Annotated in this window: 23 protein-coding genes, 1 tRNA gene, 2 pseudogenes and 1 other annotated feature; of the genes and pseudogenes, 15 read left to right on the top strand and 11 right to left on the bottom strand. The window is 71.9% G+C overall.

Translation table 11 applies throughout. The annotated features are described in order from the left end of the window. Positions 1 to 722 precede the first annotated feature (722 nt). Positions 723 to 839 (top strand): annotated as a pseudogene (locus AC0IWM_RS07490) (transposase); the annotation flags it as partial. A gap of 39 nt (positions 840 to 878) precedes the next feature. On the opposite strand, the pseudogene AC0IWM_RS07485 reads toward AC0IWM_RS07490, so the two are convergent. Together AC0IWM_RS07485 and AC0IWM_RS07480 are read right to left on the bottom strand one after the other, a co-directional pair. After that, positions 879 to 1641: pseudogene (locus AC0IWM_RS07485) on the bottom strand (integrase core domain-containing protein). After that, positions 1297 to 1414 (bottom strand) — a sequence feature (AL1L pseudoknot). (Overlaps the previous pseudogene by 118 nt.) Positions 1642 to 1917: 276 nt before the next feature. Further along, a tRNA-Glu gene (locus tag AC0IWM_RS07480) sits at positions 1918 to 1992 on the bottom strand. A gap of 339 nt (positions 1993 to 2331) precedes the next feature. Here AC0IWM_RS07480 and rlmB point away from each other — a divergent pair. Then, on the top strand, positions 2332 to 3159 hold the full coding sequence (gene rlmB / locus AC0IWM_RS07475) for a 23S rRNA (guanosine(2251)-2'-O)-methyltransferase RlmB (RefSeq protein ID WP_243214578.1): 828 nt from the start codon (positions 2332 to 2334) through the stop codon (positions 3157 to 3159). 18 nt (positions 3160 to 3177) lie between these two features. Here the strand turns inward: rlmB and AC0IWM_RS07470 are convergent, their stop codons facing one another. Next, a complete protein-coding gene (locus AC0IWM_RS07470; protein ID WP_471753900.1) occupies positions 3178 to 4725 on the bottom strand; it encodes a CYTH and CHAD domain-containing protein in 1548 nt (515 codons plus the stop codon). Positions 4726 to 4977: 252 nt separating this feature from the next. On the opposite strand from AC0IWM_RS07470, the gene AC0IWM_RS07465 reads away from it, so the two are divergent. The 10 genes from AC0IWM_RS07465 to AC0IWM_RS07420 all read left to right on the top strand — a co-directional run bounded on the left by AC0IWM_RS07465 (position 4978) and on the right by AC0IWM_RS07420 (position 11491). Next, positions 4978 to 5724, top strand: a complete 747-nt coding sequence (locus AC0IWM_RS07465) for a TlyA family RNA methyltransferase (RefSeq protein ID WP_471754133.1) — start codon at positions 4978 to 4980, stop codon at positions 5722 to 5724. Then, positions 5721 to 6983 (top strand): class I SAM-dependent RNA methyltransferase, encoded by a 1263-nt coding sequence (locus tag AC0IWM_RS07460; protein WP_471753898.1) that lies wholly within the window; start codon positions 5721 to 5723, stop codon positions 6981 to 6983. The genes AC0IWM_RS07465 and AC0IWM_RS07460 overlap by 4 nt, the downstream gene beginning before the upstream one ends. 43 nt (positions 6984 to 7026) lie before the next feature. After that, positions 7027 to 7482, top strand: coding sequence for a hypothetical protein (locus AC0IWM_RS07455; RefSeq protein ID WP_471753896.1), 456 nt, complete (start codon positions 7027 to 7029; stop codon positions 7480 to 7482). Positions 7483 to 8020: 538 nt separating this feature from the next. After that, on the top strand, positions 8021 to 8449 hold the full coding sequence (locus AC0IWM_RS07450; RefSeq protein WP_471753894.1) for a hypothetical protein: 429 nt from the start codon (positions 8021 to 8023) through the stop codon (positions 8447 to 8449). Continuing rightward, complete coding sequence (locus tag AC0IWM_RS07445; RefSeq protein WP_056475038.1) at positions 8446 to 8847, top strand: hypothetical protein; 402 nt, start codon at positions 8446 to 8448, stop codon at positions 8845 to 8847. Before AC0IWM_RS07450 ends, AC0IWM_RS07445 begins: the two co-directional genes overlap by 4 nt. A gap of 101 nt (positions 8848 to 8948) precedes the next feature. Beyond that, positions 8949 to 9209 (top strand): hypothetical protein, encoded by a 261-nt coding sequence (locus tag AC0IWM_RS07440; protein ID WP_056475034.1) that lies wholly within the window; start codon positions 8949 to 8951, stop codon positions 9207 to 9209. A gap of 79 nt (positions 9210 to 9288) precedes the next feature. Continuing rightward, the gene (locus AC0IWM_RS07435) at positions 9289 to 9756 is read left to right on the top strand and encodes a DUF2934 domain-containing protein (protein WP_471753892.1); all 468 of its coding nucleotides are present in this window, start codon (positions 9289 to 9291) and stop codon (positions 9754 to 9756) included. Between the two features lie 226 nt (positions 9757 to 9982). Continuing rightward, entirely contained in the window at positions 9983 to 10270 is a 288-nt protein-coding gene (locus AC0IWM_RS07430) for a hypothetical protein (RefSeq protein WP_471753890.1), read from the top strand. Positions 10271 to 10377: 107 nt separating this feature from the next. Beyond that, a complete protein-coding gene (locus AC0IWM_RS07425; protein ID WP_471753888.1) occupies positions 10378 to 11052 on the top strand; it encodes an HAD family hydrolase in 675 nt (224 codons plus the stop codon). A 229-nt stretch (positions 11053 to 11281) separates the two neighbouring features. Then, positions 11282 to 11491 (top strand): hypothetical protein, encoded by a 210-nt coding sequence (locus tag AC0IWM_RS07420; protein ID WP_471753886.1) that lies wholly within the window; start codon positions 11282 to 11284, stop codon positions 11489 to 11491. Positions 11492 to 11498: 7 nt separating this feature from the next. On the opposite strand, the gene AC0IWM_RS07415 is transcribed toward AC0IWM_RS07420, so the two are convergent. The 4 genes from AC0IWM_RS07415 to AC0IWM_RS07400 all read right to left on the bottom strand — a co-directional run bounded on the left by AC0IWM_RS07415 (position 11499) and on the right by AC0IWM_RS07400 (position 13157). Continuing rightward, a complete protein-coding gene (locus AC0IWM_RS07415) occupies positions 11499 to 11744 on the bottom strand; it encodes a hypothetical protein (protein WP_471753884.1) in 246 nt (81 codons plus the stop codon). Between the two features lie 43 nt (positions 11745 to 11787). Continuing rightward, positions 11788 to 12093, bottom strand: a complete 306-nt coding sequence (locus tag AC0IWM_RS07410; protein WP_471753882.1) for a hypothetical protein — start codon at positions 12091 to 12093, stop codon at positions 11788 to 11790. After that, on the bottom strand, positions 12090 to 12566 hold the full coding sequence (locus AC0IWM_RS07405) for a hypothetical protein (protein WP_471753880.1): 477 nt from the start codon (positions 12564 to 12566) through the stop codon (positions 12090 to 12092). Before AC0IWM_RS07405 ends, AC0IWM_RS07410 begins: the two co-directional genes overlap by 4 nt. A gap of 87 nt (positions 12567 to 12653) precedes the next feature. Continuing rightward, positions 12654 to 13157: a peptide deformylase gene (locus AC0IWM_RS07400; protein WP_471753878.1), complete on the bottom strand. Its 504-nt coding sequence runs from the start codon at positions 13155 to 13157 to the stop codon at positions 12654 to 12656. A 117-nt stretch (positions 13158 to 13274) separates the two neighbouring features. Here AC0IWM_RS07400 and AC0IWM_RS07395 point away from each other — a divergent pair, with 117 nt between their 5' ends. After that, positions 13275 to 13463 (top strand): hypothetical protein, encoded by a 189-nt coding sequence (locus AC0IWM_RS07395; RefSeq protein WP_471753876.1) that lies wholly within the window; start codon positions 13275 to 13277, stop codon positions 13461 to 13463. A gap of 3 nt (positions 13464 to 13466) precedes the next feature. Here the strand turns inward: AC0IWM_RS07395 and AC0IWM_RS07390 are convergent, their stop codons facing one another. After that, a complete protein-coding gene (locus AC0IWM_RS07390) occupies positions 13467 to 17741 on the bottom strand; it encodes a translocation/assembly module TamB domain-containing protein (RefSeq protein WP_471754131.1) in 4275 nt (1424 codons plus the stop codon). A gap of 116 nt (positions 17742 to 17857) precedes the next feature. Next, positions 17858 to 19777 carry an autotransporter assembly complex protein TamA gene (locus AC0IWM_RS07385; RefSeq protein WP_471754129.1) on the bottom strand — a complete coding sequence of 640 codons (1920 nt, stop codon included), beginning with the start codon at positions 19775 to 19777 and terminating at the stop codon, positions 17858 to 17860. Positions 19778 to 20386: 609 nt separating this feature from the next. Between AC0IWM_RS07385 and AC0IWM_RS07380 the strand changes: the two genes are divergently transcribed. Continuing rightward, positions 20387 to 20596: a cold-shock protein gene (locus AC0IWM_RS07380; RefSeq protein ID WP_056180426.1), complete on the top strand. Its 210-nt coding sequence runs from the start codon at positions 20387 to 20389 to the stop codon at positions 20594 to 20596. A 221-nt stretch (positions 20597 to 20817) separates the two neighbouring features. Further along, on the top strand, positions 20818 to 21192 hold the full coding sequence (locus AC0IWM_RS07375) for a DUF6481 family protein (protein WP_056475002.1): 375 nt from the start codon (positions 20818 to 20820) through the stop codon (positions 21190 to 21192). 113 nt (positions 21193 to 21305) lie between these two features. Here AC0IWM_RS07375 and AC0IWM_RS07370 read toward each other — a convergent pair whose 3' ends face one another. Together AC0IWM_RS07370 and AC0IWM_RS07365 are read right to left on the bottom strand one after the other, a co-directional pair. Then, the gene (locus tag AC0IWM_RS07370; protein WP_471753874.1) at positions 21306 to 21584 is read right to left on the bottom strand and encodes a hypothetical protein; all 279 of its coding nucleotides are present in this window, start codon (positions 21582 to 21584) and stop codon (positions 21306 to 21308) included. Between the two features lie 128 nt (positions 21585 to 21712). Further along, positions 21713 to 23830, bottom strand: coding sequence for a TonB-dependent receptor (locus AC0IWM_RS07365; RefSeq protein ID WP_471753872.1), 2118 nt, complete (start codon positions 23828 to 23830; stop codon positions 21713 to 21715). Positions 23831 to 23851: the final 21 nt, after the last annotated feature.

Here is a 23851-nt window from a genome sequence, read left to right as displayed (position 1 = left end):
GGCGATGCTCCGAGCCCGTCCCGCCATTCTACGTGCGGTTCAAGGTGCTCGCCGCGTCGCCGTCTCGCCCTTATAGAACGTTCTAATTCTAAATCATGGTACGGTTGCGTTTGTGTGACAGATGGGCGGCGACGGAACCGCCCAAGCCGATACGATCCGACCCGTCGACCTCGGGGCCGACGAGCTGGCGCCACATGGAATTTGGATAGGAAGGGTGATTTGAAGCGTTTTCAGTAGTGATGGCATCGGACGAATAGAATGAGGCCAGTGAATAGCTGTCCAACGATGGCTGCTCGCCCAGTGGGACGATCTCAACGGCGGCGACAGGTTCTCAAGGCAGCTTATGATCTTCGGCACTCGGTCGAACGATGCTCGGCGGGTCGGAGGCTCTTCGGGTGACTTAAATGAGAATTCTTCATGCGCATTGTCATCGAATCTGATCGATCGGCTGGTACTGGAGCACAGCCGATCCACTCACCGAAACGATCTAACGATGGGAGCTTGGCTCTGTCGGCTCTAAGCTACGTCTCCGGGGCGGCGACGAGGAGGTCGGAGCAGAGGTGGCGCTGCGCACGACGCTCATCGGAGGCAGGACCATTGGCGGCACATTCGTCGAGCTTAGATTTCAGCGTCCGCGTCACGGCTGACCCTGACCCAGCAAACTGGTCCGCGCTGAGCGCAAGTTTTTCGGGCATCCTGCACCCTGAAAGAGGGGGGATGCCATGCCTCGCAAACGCTTCACGAATGAACAGACTGCCTTCGCCCTGCGGCATGCGGAGAACGGCGCCTCGGTGGACGAAGTCTGCCGGAAGATGGGCGTCTCCGAGCCGACCTTCTACTGAACCGCGCCGGGTTTCCCGGAGGCGATTTGGTTTGGGTCAGGCTGCCAAGGTTTGCGCCTCGGTTTGTGCATAGTAGCGCGCTTCCGCTTCGGCGGGAGGCACGTTGCCGATCGGTTCGAGCAGCCGACGGTGATTGAACCAATCTACCCATTCGCGGGTGGCGAATTCTACGGCTTCGAACGACCGCCACGGGCCGCGCCGGTGGATCACCTCGGTCTTGAACAGTCCGATCACGGTCTCGGCGAGAGCATTATCGTACGAGTCACCGACGCTGCCGACGGAGGGTTCGATGCCCGCTTCAGCAAGGCGCTCGGTGTATCGGATGCTCACGTATTGCGATCCGCGGTCGGAGTGACACGCGCCGGATCTCGGCCATCAGCACCGCATCCCGCTTGGCTCGGGCCGGCAGCCTGCCGGGATCGACCCGCCGCGCGGCATGGGCGCGATACGTCGACGGGGCGATCGGCAGCACGCGGCAGATCGGCTCGACCCCGTAGGCCCCACGCTGATCGTCGAGTGATCGCGATCATCGCTTGAACGGACGGTCGAGCTCCGCCTGGGCAAGATACGCCGATGCTTTTCTCAGGATCTCGTTGGCCTGCCGGAGTTCACGAACCTCCCGCTCCAGCGCCTTGATCCGCTCGCGCTCGTCCGTCGTCGGGCCCGCTCGTTGGCCCTGGTCCCGCTCGGCCTGGCGTACCCAATTCCGCAGCGTCTCGCCCGAGCAGCCGATCTTCGCAGCGATCGAGCGGATCGCACCGTATTGAGAGTCGTGCTCGCCCTGGTGCTCCAACACCATCCGCACAGCGCGTTCACAAACCTCAGGGAAAAAGGCGGGGTTCGCTTCGTCAGGGCTCCATCCTCGCAAGAGTTGGGGCCTCCGGGAAACCCGGCGCGGTTCAGTTGACGGTAAATTTGCGGTCGCAGACGACCTAATGTTCTGGGTCTGGGTTCAGAAGGTTAATTTGACGCCCTACGGCGACCGAGCACATCTGAATTGTAGATAGCCAACGCACTGGCCGGACACCAGAAGATCGCGTTGATATTCCACAGGATACATTCGATTTGATACTGCTGGCGCGCCTACGGGGAATCGAACCCCGCTCTGATCCTTGAAAGGGACCTGTCCTAACCGATAGACGATAGGCGCGTTAGTTGGCAGCAGCCGGTTTTCTATGTTCACCCGCGCAGGTAGTCAATCGCCTGTTCGGTCCCAAAAAGAAGCCTTCGCTCACAGGCGTTGGTATGTCTACCATGCCTAACCCTCTGCACCTACACACTTGGTAAGATGGTAGAGGTATAAAGACGTCCTGGACCGCCGGACGAAGGGCGCCGCTGCGGTGAGCGGTTCTATATGCGGCTTCGGGCGCGGGGGCAACGGGGGAAACGCCGCGGGTTTGCCGCTTGACGAACGAGGCCCCGGCCGGTTTGTCGGGCGTGAGATGCGGCCCGCACCCTGGATCGGCGGCCCGAGAGCGGACCTGACTGCATGACGACGCGACGCGACGGCCCGCCAGGGCCGAGGACGAACAAGCCCGGCTTCTCCCGCGGTCCCTTCCGGCGCGGCCCGCCGCAGAACCAGCGCGGCGCCTCGAGCGTCGCGGCGGCCTCGGGCGATCACGTCGTGCTCTACGGCTGGCATCCGGTGGCGCAGGCGCTCGCCAACGAGGGCCGCAAGCTGCACCGCCTGCTCGCCACCGAGAACGCCATGATCCGGCTGACCGAGGAGATCGGGACGCTGCGGATCGATCCCGAACTGGTGCGGCCGAGCGCCATCAACGCGCTGCTGGGGCCGGATGCCGTGCACCAGGGCCTCTACCTCGAGGCCGACCCGCTGCCGGGGCCGGACCTCGACGACCTGGGCGACGACGTGCTGCTCCTCGCCCTGGATCAGATCACCGACCCGCACAATGTCGGCGCGATCGTGCGCACCGCCGCCGCCTTCGGGGTGGCGGGCATCATCACCACGGCGCGGCACTCGCCCAACGCCACCGGGGTGCTCGCCAAGTCCGCCTCCGGCGGCCTGGAGCACGTGCCGCTCATCGTGGTGCGCAACCTGTCCGACGCCCTGGTCGACCTCGGCAAGCGCGGCTTCACACGGATCGGCCTCGATTCCGACGCCGAGACCGCGCTGGACAGCATCGGCCCGAAGCGGCCGGCGGTGATCGTGCTCGGCGCAGAAGGCAAGGGCCTGCGCCAGCGCACCCGCGAGAATTGCGACGTGCTGGCCCGCATCCCGTTCAGCGGCGAGATCCGCAGCATCAACGTCTCGAACGCCGCCGCGATCACCCTCTACGCCCTCAGCCCCCGCGGCTGAGGCGGGCGCCGCCCGCGATCAGCGCCAGAACGGCTTGACGTCGACGAGCTCGGCATGGGCCTCGGCGGCCGCCTTCAGCAGCTTCCTGCCATCGGCCTCGTTGTCGCCGGCGGCGAGGCCGGCCGCGAAGGCGGTCTCGCCCGGCATCTCCTGCGGGTCGGGCACCGCCACGAGGCTGGCCAGGACCGTGTGGGCGGTCGCCTGGTCGTTGAGGGCGCCGAGGTGGTCCTGCAGGTCCGACAGGGCCGACACGAAGGCCTTATGGCGCTTGCGCAGCTTCTTCTCGGCGTAGAGGCTGGCGAAGAACTCGGCGCCGTAGCGCAGCTTCTTCGCCTCGATCCGGACGCGGTGGCGCGCCTCGACCTCCAGGCGGTCGAGGTGGCGGCCGCGCTTGCGGATGCGGCGCAGGGCCTTGTCGAGCACCTGAGCGGCGAAGGCGCTCGCCGGCCCGTCGCGGTCGGGCGTGGCCGGCCCGGTCCGCCAGGCGCCGGTCTCCAGCCAGGCGGCGATGTCGAGGATCAGGGCACGCCATTCCTGCGATTCGAGGGTGGCGAGGACGCCGTCATGGGCGCGCTCCCGCTCCGCTTCTAGGCGCTGGCGCAGGTCGTCGAGGCCGGCCTCGTCGGGGCGCCTGGCCATCTCGGCCGGCAGGGTCTCGGCCAGGAACACGTCGAGGTTCCGGGCATGGCCGAAAGGCTCGGTGATGCGCTTGATCTCGTCGCGCAGGGTCGCGGCCGCCGGGTCCTGCGCCAGCACCGGCTTGAACAGGGTGAAGGCCGAGCGCAGCCGGCGCAGGGCGACCCGCAGCTGGTGAAGCGCCTCGACGTCGCGAGTGTGCAGGAAGACGTCCTCGTTCAGGCGCAGGTGGGCGAGGCACGCGAAGGCGATGGCGTGGAAGGCATCTCCGGCGCTCGCCTCCGGCGCGAGGCGCACGGGCCGCGCCTTGCTCGGCCGGCGCAGGGTGCCGTCGAGGAGGCCGAAGCCGCGCGCCGACTTGCTCAGCGCGCCGAGGCGCAAGGGCACGGTTTCGGCCAGCGCCTGGGCCAGGGTGAACAGGTCCTCGGGCCGCCCCTCCTTGAGCTCGAGCTCGAGCTCCCACAGGGGCGCGTCGCCGTTGCGGGTCTCGATCCGGCCCTCGTCGAAGGCCACCTCGATCTGCGAGGCGCCGTAGCGTACCTGGCGGCTGCGCCGTTGCACCAGGGTCGCGAAGGCGGGGGCGAGGTCGGGCTCCTCGGCCGCCGCCAGCACGCCCGGCACCGGTGTCTCGGCCAGCGTCGCGAGGTCGGGCGCGTCGCCGGCGATGGGGCCTTCCCATTCGGCCCGGTCGAAGAGCCCCGGCGCGGCCGCGGCGGCCTTCACGGTCTGGAGCGCGGTGTCGCCGTCGCGGCGGACCCGCAGGGTCAGCCCCGCCGCGCGCAGGTCGCCGGCCGCGGTGTCGTAGTAGGTCGAGCTGAGGAAGTGGGACGTCTCGGGGGCTTGCGCCTGCAGGAAGGGGTGGCGGCCGAGCTCGGCGAGGTCGCCGCCCTCGCATTCCAGCTTCAACTCGATCTCACGCGGCGCGACCATGATGTGTCCCAAGTTTCGGCCCCGGTCCGTCATCCGCGACGGACCACCCGGCCCCCTTCACGATCGGGACAAGCCCCGCCCGGCGCAACCGTTCCGCGAGGAATCAGGCATCGCTGCCGATGTTTATGGAGCAGGGCGGCCCGGCGGCGCGACTGAAATCGTCACGATTTCGGTTCGCCCCCCGCGTCGAGTGGTGTAGCGGGAGGGAGCCGGCCCCGGGGCCGGCCGATCGGGGACATGTCGGGCGTCGTGATGAATCGGGAGCGGCTGAGGGCCGACCGCCTGCTGGTGGAGCGGGGTCTCTTCGAGAGCCGCGCCCGCGCCCAGGCCGCCATCGCGGCGGGCCTCGTCCGGGCCGACGACCAGCCGGTGGCGCGCGCCTCCGACCTCGTCGCCCGCGATGCGCGCCTCGAGGCCACCGCGCCGCACCCCTTCGTCTCGCGCGGCGGCCTGAAGCTCGCCGCCGCCCTCGACGCCTTCGGTTTCGATCCGTGCGGCCGCGTCTGCCTCGACGTCGGAGCCTCGACCGGCGGCTTCACCGACGCGCTGCTGGCCCAGGGCGCCGCCCATGTCTACGCCGTCGATGTCGGGCGCGACCAGCTCCATGCCTCGCTCCGGGACGATCCCCGGGTGACCAGCCTGGAGGGCACGGATGCCCGTACCCTCGATCGCACGGCGATCCCGCGGGCGCCGGAGCTCTGCGCCGTCGACGTCAGCTTCATCTCCCTCCGCCTGATCCTGCCGGCGATCCTGCCGCTGCTGGCGCCCGGCGCGGACCTCGCCGCGCTGATCAAGCCGCAATTCGAGGCCGGGCGCGCCCGGGTCGGGCGCGGCGGGATCGTGCGCGATCCGGCGATCCACGACGCCGTCTGCGCCGAGATCCGCGCCGCCTGCGAGGCCGCGGGCCTTCGGATCCTCGGGCTGATCCCGTCACCCGTCGCCGGCGGCGACGGCAACCGCGAGTTCCTGATCGGGGCTCGCCTGGACCCATCGTCATGACCCACTCCCAGCCGCAGACCGAGACCCTGGAGATCCGCCGCCTCGGTGCGCGCGGCGACGGGTTGGCCGAAGACGGCACCGCCGTGGCCCTGGCGCTGCCGGGGGAGAGCGTCACGATTCAGCGAGCGGGCTCGCGGGGAACGCTCGTCGCGGTGGAGCGGGCCTCGCCGGACCGGATCGCGCCGTTCTGCCCGTATTTCGGTGCCTGCGGCGGCTGCGCGGTCCAGCACCTCGCGCCCGAGCCCTACGCCGCATGGAAGCGCGACCACCTCGTCCAGGTCCTCTCCCATGCCGGGCTCGGCGTGGTGCCGGAGCCGCTGGTCGATGCCCGCGGGGAGGGGCGGCGGCGGCTCACGCTGCACGTGCGCGCGGTGGAGGGCACGGCGCAGGCCGGCCTGATGGCGGCGCGCAGCCACGACCTCGTCGCCATCGACCATTGTCCGATCACGGTGCCGGCCCTGCACCGGGCGCCCCAGGCCGCGGTCGCCCTGAGCGCCCCCCTGGGGCACGGGCGCAAGCCCCTCGACGTCGCCTTCACCGCCACGGAGGCGGGCCTCGACGTGGATGTCCGCGGGCACGGCCCCGCGGCCGAGGGCGTGCGCGCCGCCCTGGTGCGTCTGGCCGGGGAGCTCGACCTCGCGCGCCTGTCGCTGCACGGAGAGGTGCTGGTGGAGCGACGGGCGCCGGCGGTGACGACCTCGGGCCTGCGGCTGGTGCCGCCGGCCGGCGGCTTCCTGCAGGCCACGGAGGCCGGCGAGGCCGTGCTCACCGAGGCGGTGATCGCCGCCCTCGACAGGAAGACGAAGCGGGTCGTCGACCTGTTCTCCGGCAGCGGCCCGTTCAGCCTCGCCATGGCGCGCGGCCGCGACGTCCATGCCGTCGAGGGCGAGGCGGCCGCCCTGCAGAGCCTCGACCGGGCGGTGCGCGCGGTTCCAGGCCTGCGCCGGGTCACCACCGAGCGTCGCGACCTGTTCCGCCGCCCGCTGCTGCCCCTCGAGCTCGATGCCTACGACGCCGCGGTGTTCGATCCGCCGCGGGCCGGCGCCGGTGCACAGGCGGCCCGGATCGCCGAATCGAAGGTGCCGCTGGTGATCGGGGTCGCCTGCGACGTCGGCACCTTCTCGCGGGACGCCGCCACCCTGGTGGCGGGCGGCTACACGCTGGAACGGGTGATTCCGGTCGACCAATTCGCCTATTCGGGCCATCTCGAGATGGTCGGCGTGTTCCGTCGCCCGAGGCCGCCGCGCAAGCGCCTGTAGGCCCGGCGCTCGACAACCCCCCGCGCGCCCTTAGGTGAGGGGCATGCGTGCATTCCTTCCCGCCCTGGCCGCGACCCTCGGCCTTCTCGCCCTCGCCGGACCCGCCTCGGCGGATGTCTGCGGCGAACTCATCGACCGGGTGACCTCGGAGACCGGGGCCGATCTGGTGAAGCGGAGTGCGGATTTCGCGGAGTTCCGCGGCGCCGACGGGGTCGGCATGACGCTCGCCTGCGGCGAACTCTCGGCCACCGGCACCCAGTTCCGGGGGGCGCCGCTGCCCGCCGGCTACTTCGACCTGCTGGGACGCGCCGGCCACGCCGTCACGGGCATCGCCGCAGACGTGCTGGCGCAGGCGGGCCGGACGGCGCTCACCGCCGCCGCGACGACGCGGCACAGCAACGTCAATGCCGGGAAGGTCCTCGTGACCTGTTCGCTCTCGGGATCCCGCGAGGCGCCCGTCACCGCCTGCGCGGTGATCGAACGCGACGAGCGCCGCTAAGGCCGCCCTCGCGACCGTATGGCCGCGACGCCCTTCCTGGGCGCGTGGTCGGGCCGCGCTCAGGAACGCATGGCCGAAACGCGCTCAGGAGCGCATGGCCGAAACGCGCTCAGGAGCACATGGCCGAAACGCGCTCAGGAGCACATGGCCGAAACGCGCTCAGGAGCACATGGCCGAAACGCGCTCAGGAGCGCATGGCCGAAACGCGCTCAGGAGCGCATGGCCGAAACGCGCTCAGGAGCGCATGGCCGAAACGCGCTCAAGAGCGCATGGCCGAAACGCGCTCAAGAGCGCATGGCCGAAACGCGCTCAAGAGCGCATGGCGATGACCATGTAGCCGGAGTACAGGAGGGCTGCCGCCATCAGGAGGTAGACGTTCGGTTCCATGGCGTCCTGTTAGGCTGCCCGACCACCGAGGGTCGAGCGGACGCGCTGCCGCTGCGGCATCCGGTTCGCTTCAGACCATGTTAACCCTGTTGGGCCGTACGATGGGACCAGACCTGACCGATCCCGTCGCGGGCGCCCGACCGAGGAGCCGATGCCCCGTCTCATTCCCGCACGCCTGTGGCGCGCCTGCGCGATCGCCGGTAGCCTCATCGCCCTCGCCCCTGCTATCGGAGTCCCGGCGGCAGGCGTCGCCGCCGCGCAGGAACCGCTGTTCATCCGCATCCGTCCCGGTGGCGAGCCGGCCCTCGGGCTCGGCGGGGGCGGCGCGTTCGACGAGGCCGCCGCCCTGGCCGCGCGCGCCCGGAGCGAGGCGGTCTGGCAGCGGGCGGAAGCGCGGTCCCGCATCGCCATCGCCTCGGTCTGCACCGGCTGCCTCACGGCCCTCCCGCCGGCGGTGCCGGTGCCGCCGGTGCCCGCGCCGGCCCCTTCCGTCCGCACCGATGCGGGCGGCCCCACGCCCATCGCGGCCGATACCGCGGCCGCTCCCCTTCCGCCCCTCGCACAGGCAGACGCTCCATGACGCAGTCCCATCCGACCAGCGGCGCCGTTCCCGATCCGGACTGCCCGGTCTCCCTCGAACTCCTCGGCCAGGTCTACCGGGCGGACGAGGACGACCTGCCGGAGATCCTGGACGCCATGTCGACGACGACGCGGGCGCGGCTCGCCGTGTACCTCTACGGCAAGAGCCACATGCACCAGCTCGGCCTGCGGGTGGCGCGGGCCTGCGAGCGCGAGGACCTGGTGCGCGTCGCCGACGAGATCGGCTCGGTCGTCTACGGCCAGTCCCGCCTGAAGCCGGCGCGCCCGGCGACGCCGAGCCCGGCCGCCGCGCCGCCGAAGAAGATCAGTCTCGGCGGATCGGGCACGAAGAAGATCAGCCTCGGCGGATCCGGCGCCAAGAACCGCCTGTTCGACTGAGCCGGCCCGCCCCCGCATCCCGACCACCGGGTGCGGGACCGCTTCCTTGATGCCGGGCCGCCACGATGGCCCGGCGAAACCGCTTCGAAGAGTGATGGCTGATGTTCGGTTCCTGGTGGAAGCTCGGCATGGACGCGACCCTGCTCGCCATGGAATCGCAGCAGGTCATCGGCCTGCGACTCGCCAAGCTGTCGACCGGCGGCGCCGCCGCGCAGGCCGAGGCCCAGCGCATGATCACCGAGAAGATCATGGCCGCGAACGAGGCGGCCCTGCTGATCGCCACCGGCGGCTCCACCGCCCGCGTCGTGGCCGGCTATCGCCGGAAGGTCCGGGCCAATGCCCGCCGCCTCTCGAAGGGCTAAGCCGGGGCGGTTAACCCCCGCTTAACCATCCGGTTTCATCCTCGCCCGGGACGTCGGACCGCAGGGACGAGGAGAGACCATGAACCCCTTCGAGCAGCAGGTGCGCGAGCGCGCCTATTACATCTGGGAAGACGAGGGCCGCGTGATCGGCCAGGCCGAGGCGCACTGGCTGCGCGCGGAGAACGAGATCCTGACCCCGTCGCGGACGGGCGTCGAGGTGCTCCAGGCCGCCACCGCGGACGTCACCCTCTCGGCCAGCCCGGCCGTGGTGCTCGCCGAGACCCTGAAGGCCAAGCCGAGCCGCAGCCGCAGCGCCAGCGCCAAGGTCGAGACCAAGGTGAAGGCGGAGACCGGCACGCAGGCCGCCAAGACGGCCGCCGCGAAGGCCCCAGTCGCCAAGGCCGCGGTGGCCAAGGCCGCGGCGACCAAGGCCCCCGTCGCCAAGGCCGCCGTCGCGAAGTCTGCCGTTGCAAAGGCAGCCGTGACGAAGGCTCCGCGCGCGCCGGCCCGCAGCCGCGCCGCCGAGAGCGTCGCCACCGTTCACTGAGGGAGCGGGCCGGAGCGTTCCGGCCCCGGCCCCGCACGATCTTCGAAGCCCGCTTCGCCGGACCGGCGGGGCGGGCTTTCTGCTGTTTGCGGCAGCGGGTCCCGCCCGGGGAGGCAGGTCCCGTACGGGGGAGGCAGGAACGAAGGGAAACCTTGACCGTTGTCAGGCCAGACCCAGACACGCGCCCGTGGTCCCCGGGACCGCGCGCTTTTCCAGCCGAGGCCCCATGAAGACGACGCTCTCCACCCTCCTGGCCCTCAGCCTCGCCGGCCTGCCGATCGGCGCCGTGGCGGCGCCGGTCGGCTATCGCGACGGCCCGGCCTTGATCGACGTCGACACCACCGGCGGGGTGGGCGGGCGCGCCCCATGGAGCCGCTCCTACGAGTACGATTCGGGCGGCGACAACGACCGCCGGCCGGAACTGCCCTATTATCAGCAGGGCCGCGGCCAGCAGACCGGCGGGCCGGCCCGCAACCTGCTGCCCGATGACGGGCTGCACATCTTCCCGCGCTGATCCCGCGAACGATTCGCTCGTCCGGCGCGGAACAGCCCCGGTAGCCATCCGTTCGCCCACGGAGCGCCGGTGTTTCGACCGGCGCACGATGGGTTCGGGATGACGCGATGACCAAGACCGTGCGGGCGGTGATCTTCGATATCGACGGCACCCTGCTCGACAGCGTCGACCTCCATGCCCAGGCCTGGGTCGACGCCTTCGCGCATTTCGGGGTCACCGTCAGCCACGACCAGGCCCGGAGCCAGATCGGCAAGGGCGGCGACCAGCTCCTGCCCGTCTTCCTCGACGAGGCCCGGATCGCGCGCGAGGGCGAGACCATCGAGGCCTACCGCTCGGACCTGTTCAAGCGCGACTACCTGTCGAAAGTGAAGCCCTTCCCGGGCGTCCGTGCCCTGTTCGAGCACCTGAAGGGCCAGGGCCTGACCGTCGCGCTGGCCTCGTCCGGCAAGGCCGCGGAGGTCGAGCATTACCAGTCGCTGATGCAGGTCGAGGACCTCACCGACGTCGTGGTCACCTCCGACGACGTCGAGCGTTCGAAGCCCTTCCCCGACATCTTCCAGGCGGCTCTGGAGAAGCTCGCGCCGCTCACCGCGGCGCAGGCCGTGGTCGTCGGCGACACCCCCTACGATGCCGAGGCGGCCGAAAAGGCCGGTCTCCGGACCATCGGCGTCCTCTGCGGCGGTTTCCCGGAAGCCGATCTCGGCGCGGCCGGCTGCATCGCGATCTACGGCGACCCGCAGGATCTCCTCGACGGCTACGTGTCCTCGCCGCTGGCGACGTGATCCGTCGCCCCGATGTCGATTCGGACGGGGTCGGTGGCGAATCGGCCACGTTCGGCCCGGGATCCGAGTCGATCCACACATTTCCCGTTTAATCCCGCTTTGTTCCGTCGCGCAGGGCAGGATTGCGTGCCGGCTATGGATAGATGGCAAAAAACCCTGGCGCGGGGTCCGGCGATGGCGTAGCAGGCCGCCCGTGATCGCGCCCGATCACGCCACGGATCCGCGGACCATGCCCCAGCCGGCCCAGACGTACCCGACTTTGCTTCCGGTCAGCGAGCCGACCCCCCTCCGGGCGCTCATCGACGCGGCGGTCCAGGACCGGACCACGCCGATCAGCCGGCTGCTCCGCCTGATGGCCGCCCTCGACGCGGACACCAACGACAATGAGAATCTCCGGCACGTCCTGCGCGCCCGGATCGGCGCCCCCCTCAGCGTCTGAGAGTTCCTCAGGACGCCCGCGGCCGCCGGCGTGGCCCGGGCTGCGTGCGCTTCATGCAGGCGAAGTAGAGCTGCCGGCCGATCGCGTAGAGGCCGAGCCCCTTCGGGTCGGGTGTCGAGAACACCCGGTTCCGCGCCTCGGTCCGGCAGGCGGCATCCTGCGGACTCTGGATCGGCGTCGATTCCCCCTGCGCCAGCGCCGCCGACGCCGTCGCGACCAGGAGCGCCGCGAAGGCCGGCCCGGTCCATCTCATCGTTCGTTCCATCGATCCACCGTCGTCCTCGTCCGTGACCGCGTCAGGGCAGCACCCAGGCGCAGGCGCCTTCGTCCGCCACGCTGAGGCATTCGAAGGGCGTCCCGCCCACCATGGCGCGGTGCTCGGCGGCGCCGATGCGCGCGCGCGCGATCCGGCGGCAGCCCGGATGCTGCGGCAGGGCCGCCTCGGCCGCGGCCCGGTCGCCGCTCGCCATCAGCACCCGCAGCTCCACCAGGGTCTGGCAGGCGACGACGTCCGTGGGCTCGACAGCCTGCGCCCGGACGGCGGAGCCGGCGGCGAGCGCCAGCAGGGCGGCCACGAGGCCGAGGCGGAGGGTTCGGGTCATCGGCGGGCCTTCTCCGGCTGCGGGGCTTTGTCGGGCTGCGGGGCTTTGTCGGATGGAGCGGCTTTGTCGGAGGCCCGAGCCTTGTCGCCCCCGCGAGGCCTCGGCCCGGCCGCGACGGGCTTCGCCGTGCCGGCGACGACCCAGTGGCAGACGCTCGTGGTCCGCAAGGTCAGGCAATCGTAGGCGTTGCCGTTCAGGGTCAGATGCTCGGCGATCCCCGCCACTGCGTCGCGCGGGATGGTCGCGCAGCCGAGGTGATCGGCCTTGTCGTCGGCGAGCAGGCTCGCGGCGGCGGCCGCATCGTCCTTGCTCTCGCGCAGCAGGAGCCTGAGATTCGCCAGCGAGGGGCATCCGATCGCCGGGGCCGCCACCGCGGGCGCCGCCGCGGCGGGCAAGGGCGCGGCGGACAAGGGCGCGGCGGACAAGGGCGCGGCGAGTGCCAGGGCGAGCAGGGCGGGTCGGAGCGGGGGCATCAGATCGAATCTCGGCGGGGCGGCTGTCCAGACGGAAAGCCAAGCATAACGCGCCTGCGCCGAAAGCGTCCCCCGACGATCGCGTGTTCAGCCACCGGGGCGCCGCAGCTTGGCGAAGCGCTTGATCGCGCGGTCGCGGCGCAGGCGGGACAGGCGCTCGATCCAGAAGATGCCGTCGAGCTGGTCGATCTCGTGCTGGAGGCAGGCGGCCCGGAATCCCTCCGCCTCCTCCTCGCGCGCGGCGCCGTCGAGGTCACGATACGCCACCCGGACGCGCGCGGCCCGGTCGACCACGTCCATGACGCCCGGCATCGACACGCTGCCCTCCTGCTGCGGGCCGCGCTCGGCCGAGGCCCAGACGATCTCCGGGTTGACGTAGGCGGTCACCGGCTCGCCGGGCTCCATCCGCAGCAGCACCAGGCGCTGCGCCCGTCCGATATGCGGCAGGGTGAGGCCGAGGGCGGAGACCGCCAGCATCACCGCCTCGAGCTCGCGGGCCGAGGCGCGCAGGGCCTCGTCGAACCGCGCCAAGGGCTCGGCGACCAGGCGCAGGCGGGGATCGGGATAGATCAGCAGGGACGAGGCGGACAAGGCGGCGGGCTCCGGTGCGGGAGGGGCGTCACGGTTGCGTGCGGCGGCGTCGGGGCCGGCCTGCTGGCCCGTGGCTCGCGGCGTTCGGGCCGAATGACACGCCGACCCGGAGACGGAATGGCCGAACCCCGCACCGAGACCCGATCTCCTGCGCCGGCGAGCCGGTTCCTGCGGCTGCGCGATTCCGGCGAGGTCATCCTCGTCGCGCTGACCACGCTCCTCGGCATGCTCTGGGCGATCGTCCTCGTCCCGCATTTCAACGGGACGCTGAGCAGCGTCGGCCAGTGGCTCTGGCTGACGCGCTGAGGCTCAATATTCCCACTCGGCGCCGACGCCGACGGCGGTGCGGCCGTCGCTGCCGGCCTCGCCCTGGATCTTGATCCGCCGGGTCACGTCGTAATCCACCGTCGCCGCGGTGTCGGCGGGCTTGGCGCCCGCCTTCACGCCGACGCTGAGGCGGTCGCTGAGATAGCGCGAGGCGCCGAGGGCCGGCCCGCCGCTGGCGCCGGTCGAAACGTCGAGGCTGTCGAGCCCCAGTCCCTTGCGCGCCTGCTCGAACACGTCGACGCCGCCGGCCCCGCCGGAGAACTGCGCCACGGCCTGGGCGAGCTGCAGGGCCTGGAACGGCGACAGGCCGCCGGACGCCTTCTTGAACAGCAGGCGCGACAGCACCTCGTCCTGGGGCAGGCTCGGGTCGGAGGTGAGGAGGAAGCTCGGCTGGTTGGCCGGGCCCGTCACGGCGATCCGAGCCGTCACCTCGGCCGCCTTGGTCTCGGCGACGAAGTCGAGGTCGGGGGTGGCGATCTCGCCACCGAAGGTGAGCCGGCCGCGGGTGAAGTCCAGGCGCTGGCCGACGACGCTGAGGCGGCCGCGGCGCATCTCGAAATCGCCGGTGGCCACGGGATCGCGCGAGGAACCCGTGAGGCGCAGCGCGCCGCCGAGCTCGGCGTCGATGCCGCGCCCGCGCACGAAGATGCGGTTCGGGGCGTTCACGGCGATGTCGAGGGTGGCGTCGAAGGGCGGGGCGGCCTTGCCGCGCTTGCCCAGGGCCGCGACCCTGGCGCGCCGGTCGGCCCGGGCGGCGAGGCGGGCGCGCACCTCCGGCGGCGTGTTCACCCGGCGGATCTCGGGCAGGGGCTGCACGGTGGCGGGCAGGCGGTCGGGCACCGAGACGTCGACGGAGATCAGATCGATCCGGCCAGCCACCTTCGGAGTCCGGGCCAGAGGCCCGGTCAGGGCGAGGTTGAGGCTGGCCACCGCGGTCATGAGCGGGCTGGAGACGAGTTCGGCCCGCTCGGCCGAGACCCGGAGCGAGCCCGGAAAGCCGGCGGCGGGCTCCAGCGCCACCCGGCCCTCGCCCCGCAGGCTGCCGCCGTTGCGGGTCAGCGCCGTCAGGCGCTCCAATACCAGGGTGTCGCCGCGGCCGGTGACCCGGCCCTCGATGTTGGTGAGGCGGATGCCCTGGAGCGGATCGCTGAAGGAGCCGCCCGTCAGCGTGGCGGCGCCCTCGGCGCGGGGCGCGGCCAGCGTGCCGGTCACGCCGGCATCGAGGGCGATCCGCCCGGCGACGCGCTGGCCGCCGACGCTGAGCAGGCTGTTGGCGAGCGCCGCGTCGAGGGTGCCGCGCAGCTTCACGGCGAGCGCCTCGCCGGGAGCCACGGGCAGCGAGCCGGTGACCGTCATCTCGGCCCCGCGCCCGGCCGAGACCCGTCCGTCGATGCCGGCGCGGCCGTCGCTCACCGTTCCGCTGGCCCGGGCGTCGATGGCCGGCAGGCCGGCCTTGCGGGTCTCGGGCGTGACGAGGCGGGCGACGGTGAGCGCGTAGCGCCCCTCGGGGCGGTTGGCGGAGCCGCGCAGGTCCGCTTCGCCGTCGAGGGTGCCGGTCAGCGCGAGACCGGGCGAGGCGATCCGGGCCAGCGCCAGGGGCAGGCTGCGGATGCCGAGCTTGAGGTCGAGGGCCTGGCCGACCCGGCCGGACAGGCTGAGCCGGCCGCTGCCCGCGGCCACCACGAGGTTGTCGATCACGGCCGAGCCGCCGTCGAGGGTGACGCTCGCGGGGCCGGCCAGCGCCAGGCGGTCGCCGCCCCGGGCGGCGGAGAACCGCGCCAGGTCGATGCGGGTGCGTTCGCCGGGCACCAGGCGGGCGGCGCCGTCGAGGTCGAAGCCGCGTGCCTTCGCCGTCAGGGTGATGTCGCTCGCGCTCGGCGTCCCCACCGCCACGAGGCGGATGGTGTCGAGGCTCTGTCCCGCGGCGACGATCCGGTCGGCATTCACCCGGCCGTCGACCACCGGCCGGGCCAGCAGGTCGCGCCCGGTGAGGTCGGCCTCCAGGCGCGACAGGCCGATCTCGCCGAAGCGCAGCGAGGCCCCGCTCCCCTTGATGGCGGCATCCTGGCGCCCGCCGGCCCGAGACAGGGTGACGGCGGCGTCGAGGTTGCCCGCCATCGGCGTCAGGGCGAGGGGCGCGAGGTCGTCGAGATTGCCGGCCGCGAGGGTGAGGGCGCCGTCCGTGAGGAGGGTGCGGGCGTCCACCGAGGCGCGGCCGTTCAGGGCGACGGAGCCGAGCCGGAAGGCGAGGCGGTCGAGACTCCAGTCGTCGGGCGTGCGGCGGGCCAGGTGCGCGTCGCCCTGGAGCGCCTTGCCGGCGACGTCGCCGGACAGGCGCAGGGTGCCGTCCAGCGCTCCGGTGAGATCCTTCAGGGCCGCTTCGACCCGCAGGTCCCGGAGCGGCCGGCCGAGGGCGCGCGCCTCCCCCGCCGTCAGGGTGGCGGTGAGGTCGGGCTTCTCCAGGGTGCCGCTGAGCCGCCCATCGAGGAGCGCGCGCCCGGCGAGCTTCGGGTCGAGGGCGGACAGGTCCTTCAGGTCGACCACGAGCTTGGCGTCGGCGAGGCGCGCGGTGGCGCGGCCGTCGAGGCGTCCGACGATCTCGGCCCCCTCGAAGCGGGCGCCCTCGAAGGCGTAGCCGTCATAGACCTGCGAGAGCCGGCCGCTGAAGCGCGGCGCGGCGCCGAGGGTGCGGTCGAGGGCCGGGAGCGAGAGGGCGAGGCCGCTGGTGCGCAGGTCGACATCGGCGCTGACCGCCTTGCGGGCGGGGTCGCCGGTCAGGGCCGCCCGCGCCGTCAGGGTGCCGGCGAGGGGCCGTCCGGCGACTTCCGAGAAGGCAGCGAGGTCGGAGAGCGCCGCATCGACCGTGCCCGTGAGGGTGTTCTGGCCGACCCGGCCCGCATAGGAGGCCTTCGCCGTGGGTCCATCGAGGGCCAGCTGGGCGACGTCGAGGATGCCGTAGGGCTGCAGGGTGCCGCGGAAGGTGAGCGCCGCCCGCGATCCGATCGCCCGGCGCAGGGCCGGATCGGCGAGGCGCAGGCCGTCGACCTTCGCGTCGGCGGACAGCGCGAAGCGGGCGACGGAGGGGTCGGAGCCGGCCGGCAGCATCGACAGGGTCGCGTCGACCCGCTCCAGGGCGGAACCGCCGGCGCGCAGGCCCGCGGCCTTGAGCACGCCGTTCACGGTCGGCCGCGCCACGGGACCCTTCAGGCTGCCGTCGAAGACCAGGGTGTCGAGCTCGGCATCCGCCGCCCTGGTGACGCCGCCCTCGGTGGGCACGGCGCGGGCGGAGACGAGGAAGTCGGCCACCCGGTCGGCGGTGAGCGTTCCCTTGGCTTCCAGGCGGGCGGTGCGCGAGGTCAGCTCCAGTCGGTCGATGCCGAAGGCGCCGCTGTCGGCGAAGCGCAGCCCGCCGTCGAGCTTGGTCGTGCCGGAGAAGATCGCGGCGGCCGGGCCGGGCAGCAATCCCTCGATCCGCGAGGCGAGGTCGAGAGCGAGCCGCCGCTCGGCGCCGATGCGGGAGATGCGCGCGGTGCCGCGGGCGCCGAGGTCCGGTCCGGCATCGAAGTCGAGGCGGGCGTTCCAGGCATCCAGGGTGCCCCGCCCGTCGAGATCGAGGTTGATCGGCGGCGTGCCGGGCAGGTTGGCGGCCTTCGAGAGAAGCCCGCCAGCGGGTTCCACCAGGGTGGTCTTCAGTTCCAGGGTCTCGCCCTTGGGCACGAAGAGCAGCCGGGCGCCGAAGCGCCCCTCGGCGTCGAGGCGGCGCACCGCGACATCGAGGTCGAGGCCTTCGGAGGGCGCACCGAGCTTCGCCCGGCCTTCGGCGCCGAGGCGGGCCGGCTGTCCGGCCAGCGCCTCGCCGAGGACGAGTTCGGCGAGTTTGAAGGCCTTCACCTCCACCTTCACCGGCAGGTCGGGCAGCAGCGATCCGTCCGGCTCCGGCGTCGCCGAGACCGGGGCGGGAAGGGGGCGGCGCAGGACTTCGAGGCGGCCGACCTCCAGGCTCTCCACCTCCAGGCGGCCCGAGAGCAGGGCGAGGCGGCGCCAGACCAGGCGCGCCTTGTCGAGCTTCAGCCAGACGCCGTTGGCATCGCTGATCGCGACATCGCGGATCGTGGCATCCGAGGACAGGGCGCCGTCGACGGCGCCGATGGCGACCCGCGAACCCGGCGTCGACAGCGCCTTCGACAAGAGCCCGCCCAGCACCGTCTTCTCGCCGTCGTCGGCGCGGGTGAGCGTGGCCGGGGTCGCGGCGAACATGGACAGGCACAGCACGGCGGCGAGGCGCAATCTCCCTCTCCCCGTCGCGGGGTAGGGTGCCTGCGGAGCGGGCGGGAGAGCCGCGATCCGAGTGGTCCGTGCGGTCCAGATGCCCATCAGAAGGACTGCCCCAGGCTGATGTACAGGGCCACCGGGCGCTCGTGATTGCCCTTGATGCGGTCCATCGGGAAGGCGACGTCGACGCGGATCGGGCCGATGCCGGTGTAGTAGCGCAGGCCGAGGCCGACCGCGTAGCGGATGCGCTCGTCGAAATCGGGCAGGCTGCTGGCGAAGGCGGTGCCGGCATCGATGAACGGCACCACGCCGATGGTATCCGTGACTTTGATGCGCGCCTCCACCGAGGCCTCGAGCAGGCTGCGGCCGCCGATGGGCAGGTTGAAGGGGCCGCGCGGCCCCAGCGTACGGTAGGGGAAGCCGCGCACCGAGCCGCCGCCGCCGGCGAAGAACCGGATGTTGGCGGGGATGTCCTCGAGGTTCGCGCCCGAGATCGAGCCGAAGCCGATGCGGCCGGCCAGGATGTAGCGGGCCTCGTCGTCGAAGGCGTAGTAGGTCGAGCCCTGCGCCTTGGCGACGAAGATCGACGGGTCGGAACCGAGGAAGCCCGCATAGGGCGTCGCCGAGGCGGTGAGGCGCACGCCCTCGGTCGGATCGAGCAGGTTGTCGGTGGAATCGTAGCTCACCGAGAGCGGCACGCCGACGAGGCGGTAATCGACCTTGCCGAGGGCGTCCTGCGAGCGACCCGCCTGCCCGTCGACGCCGATCTGCGCGAAGAAGCTGTCGGAGAAGCGGTGACGCAGGGCGACGGTGCCGCCGGCCGCGTCGCTGACGTAGGATTGCTGCGCCTCCCGCCCCGCGAAGACGTTGGCGATGAAGTCGTTGCGGGTGCCCCAGAGGGCCGGCTTGACGAAGGTGGCCGAGAGCCGGCCGCCGAGGCCGTTCGAATCGATGCCGGCGGCCTTGCGCTGCTTGGCATAGAGGTCGTTGCCCAGGTAGTAGATGTCGGCATCGACCCGGAAGGTCTCGCCGCCGCCGAACAGGTTGCGGTTGGTGTAATAGGCCCGGATGCCCGGCCCATCGACGGTGGAGTAGCGGGCCGCGACGCCGATCAGGTTCTTCTCGCGCTCGGTGACGTCGACGAAGATCGGCAGGTTGCCGGAGGGGTCGAGCGTCTCGCCCTCGCGCACCCGGATCGAGCCCAGCCCCTCGACCTTGGCGACCGAGCGGCGGATGTCCGACACGGCCTTGGGCGAATACGGGTCGCCCGGCTCGGCGTAGATGAACGAGCGCACCACCGCCGGGTCGATGTCCCTGGTGCCGCGCACCGCGACCGCGCCGAGCCCGGCGATCGGCCCGGGATCGATCGTGAAGGTCACGTCCATGACGTGGGCCGCGTCGTCCACCACGGGGTCGCGGGAGACCGCCTTGGCGAAGGGATGGCCCAGCGCCCGGAAGCGGTCGACGATCTTGGCCTCGCGGGCCAGCACCGTGGCCGAGCGGGCCGGGACGTCGTCGCCGGTGCGGGTGAAGCGCTCGGGCAGGACCTCCGCGGGGAAGGAGTTTCCCCTCGGGTCCCGGGCCGCGACCGAGCGCAGGGTGTAGAGCGGGCCGGGATCGACCACGACCTTGACCGGCACCAGGGCGCGGGACCGCGACCCCTCGGCCGCGCGGGCGGCCGGGACCACGGTGGATTCGCCCGCCAGCACGACGCCGTCGATGCGGATCGTCACGGTGCCCTGGTAATAGCCGTAGCCCGAGAGCACGTCGGCGAGGCGACGCTGGTCGGCCTCCGCCCGGCGGACCAGGCCCTCGCCGTCCGGCGGCGCCTCCTGGCGCAGGCGATACAGGGTCGAGGTGTCCTGGAGCGCGCGCAGGACGTCGTCGTCATCGATGCCGGAGAACTTGACCGTGTAGGGCAGGGCACCCGCGCTCGGGGCCGGCGGCCCCTCCTCGGAACCGAACAGGCCGAACAGGTCGAAGGCCGAGGCCGGGCCGGTCGCCGGCCCACCCGCGGCCAGGCCGAGCGCGAGCGTCCACGCGGCACCCGCGCGCCTCCAGGCCGACGCTCGCCGAATCCGCCCCCGAATTCGCGTCACGAATGGCCGTTCCCGCGAGCCCGGCGCGGCTGCGCCTCCGGCCCTGGTCGCTGCGTCGCAGGCCCCGCCATCCCATCCCCTCTCGGGCCGCGGCCTCGCCGCCGGTCCCGCATCCCCATCGTGCTTCCGGGTCCTCCGGACCCCCGTCCCTTGCCCGACAGCGTACCGTTCCGGCCCCGGTGCAGCAACCATTGCGGGCTCGGTCACCCCCAGGCGCAGCGCCGGTTGCGCGCTTCGCCGCAGGCGCGGTCGACAGCGCGCACGCTTTCGTCGGCCGGCTAGGGAACCCAGCTTTGCCTGGCGCCTTGTCCCTGCATCGCAGGCTTCCTACGTTTGTAACCATCGCTCCATGGCCGGATTTCACCGGGTCGCACACCCGCCATTGCGTCAGGACTGCCCGACAGGCCTGTCCGCGGGTGCCGCTTCGATCTCATCCCATTCGACGACCCTGCGCTTCGGGCGCCCGCGCGACCACACGCGGGCGCCGGGCAGCCGATGGCAGGCAAATCAACGCTTCAGGAGAACAGCACCATGAGCACGGGCACCGTGAAATGGTTCAACGAGACCAAGGGTTACGGCTTCATCCAGCCGGATGACGGCGGCAAGGACGTGTTCGTCCACATCTCCGCCGTCGAGCGCGCCGGCATGCGCAACCTGATCGAGGGCCAGAAGGTCTCCTACGAGATCGAGAGCGACCGGCGCACCGGCAAGCAGTCGGCCGGCAACCTCCAGGCCGCCTGATCCGGAGATCCGGATCCCGACGATGCCGGAAGGCTGAGGCATCGTTTCAACAACCTGTCGGAAGCCGCTCGCCGAGGGGCGGCTTCTGTTGATTATCGGCAGGCAGTCAGGCATTTGGCTGCTGCGATGCAAGACAATCCGAAAGCCTGATTCCACCCACGGCCCCATGCCGCGCGTGCTCCACGCCGGATGCGGGCGACACACCACACGAGAAAGGTCAGATGGGCGCCTTCGACTACAGGAATTTCGACGACCGCCGAAAGAACTCCCTCAGCGCCAAGCAGATGCTGCTGGAAAAATTCAAGGCCCGTCCTCCGGCCGACGATCCGGAGATGGTCGCCAAGGCGCAGGCCCGCGCCGAGATCGCCCGCGCCCGCGACGAGCGCGCCCGCGAGCGTGAGGCCGCCCGGATCGCCGCAGAGAAGGCCGCGGCCGAGGCGAAGCGTGCCCGCGAGGAGGCCGAGCTCGCCGCGCAGATCGCGCGCGAGGAGGCCGAGGCCCTGGCCGCGGCCGAGGCGAAGGCCGCCGAGCTCGCCGCCAAGAAGGAGGCCCGCGATGCCCGCTACGCGGCGCGCAAGGCCAAGGCCCGCCGCTAGGTTTCGCACGGTGCCGCCGACCTTCGGCGGCGCCGGGACTGGACATGAAAAAGGGCCGACGCAGCGCGTCGGCCCTTTTTCCTTGGACGATCTGAAGGCGGCGGGACGAACCCTCAGGCCTCGGTGCGGCCCTCGGACTCTTGGTTCTCCGTCTCGCCGTCCTCGGTCTCGGTCTCGGCGGTCTCGTGAGCCTCGGTCTGGGCCTCGGCCGGCTCGGCGGTCTCGCCCTCGGGGCGCGGTCCGGCCTTGAAGGTGCGGCGCGGCGCGTTCGCGCGCTTCATCTGCACCGGCTTCTCGATGGCACCGAGGCGCTCGGACAGCAGCTTCGCGCGCTCGTTGAAGTCATTGGTCGAGCGCGACTGGGACGCACCGCTCTTGAACGCATTTGCCACTTGGGCCTCATGGAGTTGCCCAGGGCACGGGGTCGTGCGGGGTTGCGATCTTCTAGCATGCCCGGCGCTCCGCGTCGGCCTTTATCTTCGGGGCCGCCCTCGACACGCGAAGACGACCCCTCGACACGCTAAAATCGCGCCGTGAGGAACAGCCGCACGTTGCGGCCGGGCAGCAGGATCTCGTCCTTCTTGAACGAGGCCGAGTTGCGGATGCGGTCGTCGAGCAGGTTGCGGCCCTGGAGGCCGAGGGTGACCTCGCTCATGCCGTAGACGGTCGGATCGAGGGGCCTGGTGTAGCTCACCTCCGCGCGCAGGTCGTCGAAGCCCGGCGTCACCGTCTCGATCGGCGCCACCTCGGTATGCGCGAAGGCGTGGAGCAGGTTGACCCGGGCGTACCAGCCATCGGCGCGCACGAAGACGCCGCCGCCCAGGCGGTGGGGCGGGATGCGGGGCACGAAGGTGCCGTCGTCGAACTGGGCACGCACGAAATCATACTGCGCATCGAGCCCGGCGAAGCCGCTGCCCACCGGGATCAGGTCGAGCTGCGCCCCGATCTCGGCCCCGTAGAAGGTCGCGTTGCGCTGGGAATAGACGATCTGCTGCAATTCATCGTCGCTGCCGCAGGACGCGAAGTCGTCGCCGCAGCGGATGTCGGTGTCGCGCTTGTAGATGAACCCCGTGTAGCGGGTGTAATAGCCCGTCGCGTCGAGGCGCAGCGGTCCCTCCGCGCGCCGGATGCTGGCCTCGACGGTGCGGGCGCGCTCCTTCTTCAGCCGGGCATCGCCGATCTCGAAGGTCTCCGTCGCATCGTGCGCGCCGCGCGAGTAGAGCTCGAAGGCGGTGGGCGCCCGCTCGACGAACGAGCCGTTCAGGCTCGCGACGAAGCCGTAGGGCAGGTCCTGCAGGGCGCCGAAGCTCACGCTCTTCGGGGCGAACCGGCGCCGGCGGCCGAAGGCCAGGGGCTCCTCGCCCGCCACGGGCAGGAAATCGCCCGGGAAGGCCGTGGCGGTGCCGGTGGAGCGGTCGCCCTCGATCCGCCCGGCCGCCTGCAGGCGCAGGCCGCCGGCGAGGGCCAGTTCCTCGAACAGGTAGACGGCGTTGCTGCGCGAATCCGTCGGTGCCAGCAGGCCGCCGGCCTCGCCGGCGGTGCCGAGGGTGCGCCGCCCGGCCTGGAGGCCGAGGGCGCCGGTGAGCGTGCCGAAGGGGAGGGCGACGGGCACGTGCTGGAGCTCGATGCGCCCTTCCGCCTCGCGGTTCTTGAAGGTGGCGCGGATGCCGTCGACTCCGTCCTCGCCGAGGCCGGTCTCGTCGTGGCGGTAGACGGAGCCGCCGAGCCAGAAGCGCACGGCCGCGATCGGCCCGTCGAGGGGGCGGTACTCGCCCCGGGCCAGCAGCCGGTCCTGGCGCGGGTCGAGGCGGGTCCGCCTCTCGGCGGCCTCGCCGCCGGGTATCTGGTAGAGGGCGTCGTAGTGGCTGTAGGACAGGCCGACGAAGCCGCGGTCGCCGATGAACGACATCCCGACCGCGCCGCCCTGGCTCTCGTTGGCGGAGTTGCGCTGGATGCCGCCCGGAATGGCATAGCTGTCGGCCGCGGTCCGGAATCCGTCGGCGTGGACCGCGACGTTGCCCGAGCCGCCATCCACCGTCACGGCGGCGAGGCGGCCGTTGTCGACCGAGGAAAATCCGGTGGTGGCCGACCCGGAGACGCCGCCCGCCGGGATGTAGGTCGGCACCCGGTTGTTCTCGGCGCTGACCACCCCGCCGATCGCCTGCGAGCCGAAGCGCAGCGAGGCCGGGCCCCGGATCACCTCGATGCGGTTGGCCACCAGCGGGTTGATCGGGACGCCATGGTCCTCGCCGAGCTCCGAGACATCCTGGATGCCGACGCCGTTCTCCTGGATGCGGACCCGGTTGTTGTCGAGGCCGCGGATGATCGGCCGGCTCGCCGCCCCCGGCGCGTAGGTGGAGGCCGAGATGCCGGGCCGGTCGGAGAGGGCGTCGCCGAGGGTGCGCGGCTGGTCGCGGGCGAGTTGCTCGGCCGTCACCACCGTCACGGGCGAGAAGGTGTTGGTCACCACCGGCAGCACGCCGATGGGCGGCCCGGAGGCCGGCCCGGAGCCCGGCCTCGGAACGATCGGGCTCGGCGAGGTAACGCTGAGCTCCTCCAGGGTCGCCTGCGCCTGCTGGGCTCCGGCCGGGCTCGCTCCGACACCCGTTCCCGCCAGGACCGCTCCGGCCCATACCATCCGCGATCGCCGCACCCGCCC

This window comes from Methylobacterium sp. AC433 (genome assembly GCF_979253015.1).
The sequence above is the reverse complement of the archived record's forward strand: the minus strand, read 5'-3'. Positions and strand labels throughout refer to the sequence as shown.